The organism is Chamaesiphon sp. OTE_8_metabat_110 (assembly GCF_031382685.1).
Classification (GTDB): domain Bacteria; phylum Cyanobacteriota; class Cyanobacteriia; order Cyanobacteriales; family Chamaesiphonaceae; genus Chamaesiphon.
Genome location: NZ_JANMZA010000654.1, coordinates 1 through 3,386 on the forward strand (window position 1 = coordinate 1; position 3,386 = coordinate 3,386).

At 48.5% G+C, this 3,386-nt stretch carries 2 protein-coding genes; both read left to right on the forward strand.

Annotated elements, in window-relative coordinates:
• Positions 1 to 1,502, forward strand: a 1,502-nt coding sequence (locus RMO52_RS23560) for a HAMP domain-containing sensor histidine kinase (protein WP_310419209.1), incomplete at its 5' end; no start/stop codon positions are given.
• Between the two features lie 19 nt (positions 1,503 to 1,521).
• A complete protein-coding gene (locus RMO52_RS23565; RefSeq protein ID WP_310419212.1) occupies positions 1,522 to 3,231 on the forward strand; it encodes an AarF/ABC1/UbiB kinase family protein in 1,710 nt (569 codons plus the stop codon).
• Positions 3,232 to 3,386 lie beyond the last annotated feature (155 nt).

The following is a 3,386-nucleotide window of genomic DNA, read 5'->3' on the forward strand; positions in this document are numbered from 1 at the left end:
ACCACAAACTGACGCAAGCAATTGTCGAAAATCAACCGATGGGTCGATTGTTTGAGGTCGCGGTAGCCGAGACGATCGCCGCACTACAACTCAAACGGGGCTTTGTTTTAACTCTCAAAACTAAAGAGGTCGCACCAGCTACCCCCACAGCCCCAACACCCGTTAACGCACCAGCACCAAGCGATTTATCAGAGCCAGATCTAGCATCGCCAGACTCGGAATGGGATCGCCCACTCGCCGCATCAGCCGCAAATGTCGAGCCGCCAGTCCCGAGTGAGCCAGCACCTGCACCTGCACCCAGAAAGGTAACTCAAGTGCAGATTGTCACCACCATCGATGTGCGCGGGGGCAATTTGCCCCCGCTCCCAGCAGCGTTTTTAATTGAGGATTCGGAGCTGTGTCGGCGAGCGTTGGCAAATGTGCCCAATCCGACGATCTTTGACAGTCCCGATCGGTATACTCAAACAGATCGACTCATTTTTCAAACCGATCGACTCCCGAGCATGGCGATGATTCCGTTAATGGGTACGATCGCGCCCGGACGTCCACCCGCTGAAGCGGTGTGGGGTTGGTTGGTACTCCAGCACGATCGATCGCGGCATTGGCACCCCACCGAATTAAAATTACTGCAATGTCAGATCTTGCAAATCGCCCTAGCCAGAATCCAGCGCCGCGAACTCAAGCAAGCGCGCACGGCTGTTGCCAACCGGACATCGCAGGTGCAAACCAGTCTGCAATTGCAATCAAAGTTACACGATGTCGGTCGCAAGCGGCTGGAGAAATTGCGGCAAGCTAACGAACTTAAGGATGAGTTTATCAGTACGATCGGCCATGAATTGCGGACGCCACTGACAAGTATGTCGTTAGCGATCAAGATGTTGCGCCAAGCTGATATCGATCCCGAGCGCCGCGCTCAGTATCTGGATATTTTAGACGAGCAGTGTCAGCGGGAAATCAAACTAGTCACCGATTTACTCAAACTCCAACAGTTTGAAACCCAACCAGTCGAGGTGCGCTCCCAACCAATTTCACTCAATCAATTTGTATCCCAACAAGCCACGATTGTCGCAGATCGGTGGTCGGAAAGCAAAGCCCTCGAAATCGCCCTCCATCTCCCGCAGCTATCCTCTCAAATCGAAACCGATGCCGATAGTCTTCAGTATATTCTGGAGGAATTATTGATTAATGCGGGTAAATTTGCTCTACCGGAAACGCTCGTAGAGGTGTGGCTGAGTGTCGAACCAGATCGGGCAATTTTCCAAATCGCCAATTTGAGTAAGCCAATTGCCAGCACAGATCTGCCCTATCTATTCGATCGCTTCCGACGCGGTGCGGGTGTTACGCAACAAGCGATCGCCGGGACTGGACTAGGTTTAGCCCTCGTCAAATCGATGGTCGATCGCATTCAAGGTACAATTACCGTGGCTAGTGATGTAGTCGAACCAGCGATCGCCAAAACCTGTTTCACGCTTACGATGCCGACAGTCATCGAACGGCACTAACTTGAGGAAGCCATCCACCATGTGGAAAATCGGATTGCCACAGCAGCTACCTCTCTTATCGAGATCGGTACTCGCCACCGCTCCAGCTCGCAGCCAAACCCGGTTTCGGTGGCAAAGAGCGAAGTATTCCTGTCGCGCCAGACAGTTGGATATTTATACTGCGGCAATTGGCTTGGGTTTGCATCTACTCCGGGACTTTTTGTTGCCGACGACCAACGAGCGCTATCATCGGCGACGCGCACAGAAATTAGTGAATACCGCGATCGGATTGGGGCCAACTTTTATTAAGATCGGTCAATCTTTATCGACGAGAGTTGATTTTTTTCCGCCAACTTATACCGCAGCGCTGAGTCAACTCCAAGATCGCGTACCAGCTTTTGACGCCCATGAAGCGATCGAGATTATCGAAACCGAATTAGGGGCGACCTTAGACTTATCATTTGCTTATTTCGATCCGATTCCCTTAGCGGCAGCAAGTTTAGGACAGGTACATAAAGCCAAATTGCGGACGGGTACAGAGGTGGTAATTAAGGTGCAACGTCCCGGTTTGCAGCGGTTATTTGAACTCGACTTTCAAGTAATTGAAAAGTTACTCTGGTGGGTCGATCGATTGCTGCCAAAAAAGAGATCGGCAGAACTTAGAGCTATTCATCAAGAATTTTTTACGCTGCTATTTCAGGAAATCGACTATACCAAAGAAGGTCAAAATGCCGATCGCTTTCGGAGTAATTTTCAAGATGACAAATCTGTTGTAGTTCCAAAAATTCACTGGAAATATACAAGTAATAAAGTCTTGACAATGAGTTACTTACCAGGAATTAAAATCGACGATCGAGCTACCTTAGAAGCCTGTGGTTTCGATCCTAAAAAAATCAATCAACTTGGAATTTGTTGCTATCTCAAACAGCTACTCGTCGATGGTTTTTTCCAAGCCGATCCGCATCCTGGTAATATGGCAATTATGGCTGACGGCAAGCTGGTCGTCTATGATTTTGGGATGATGGCAGAGTTAAAACATATCTCTACCGATCGGATGATCGAGACATTTTGGGCGGTGATGAAAAAGGATGAAACCGCCGTCACTAATAATCTAATCGAGCTGGGATTAGTCGAACCAGTTGCCGATATGCGCCCGATTAAACGCGTCATCGAATTTATGCTCGAACGCTTTACCGATCGACCAGTCGATATCAAAGAATTCGATCGCATCAAGAGTGAAGTCACCACGTTGTTCGTGCAGCAACCATTTCAATTATCTCCCGAAATGAGCTTTATTCTCAAAGCTTTATCGACGCTCGATGGTATTGCCCGGACATTAGATCCAGAATACAATCTAGTCGTCGCCGCGCAACCTTTTATCCGCAGTATTGCCGTAACCGAGCGCGGTAATATTATCGGCAAACTCAGCAAACAAGCAGTTAGTTATCTCAAACACAAATTAACAAAACCGAGTAATAGTAGGCTGCAAATACAGCAGCTAGAACAAAGACTGGAGCAGCAACAACTCGAAATATTAGTACGATCGCAGCGCACCGCTCGATTGATTAATAGTGTTTACTGGAATCTGACCTATCTTAGCTTGACTAGCATCAGTGCGATCGCGGCAATTTTATTAATTCCCACTCAGCCTTTATTCGCTCCAATTTTAGGCGGCGTTGCTACTGTCGGAGCCTTAATTTGGCTGCGCTCTCTATTCAATCTAGTCATTCAATCTCGACTGATTAGTTAATCTGAGTTCGGGTTAAGGATATTAGCTTCGTTCTACCCCCGCCGCCGCTTGAAATCGGAGCTAACACTACAAAGTCCGCCTGCGCGGACTAATTTACTAGTCCGCGCAGGCGGACTAATTTACTAGTCCGCGCAGGCGGACTTTGCATCACAAGC

Excerpts from the sequence above, each read along its gene's own strand:
- RMO52_RS23565 (WP_310419212.1), top strand. The coding sequence starts at position 1,522 with ATGTGGAAAATCGGATTGCCACAGCAGCTACCTCTCTTATCGAGATCG.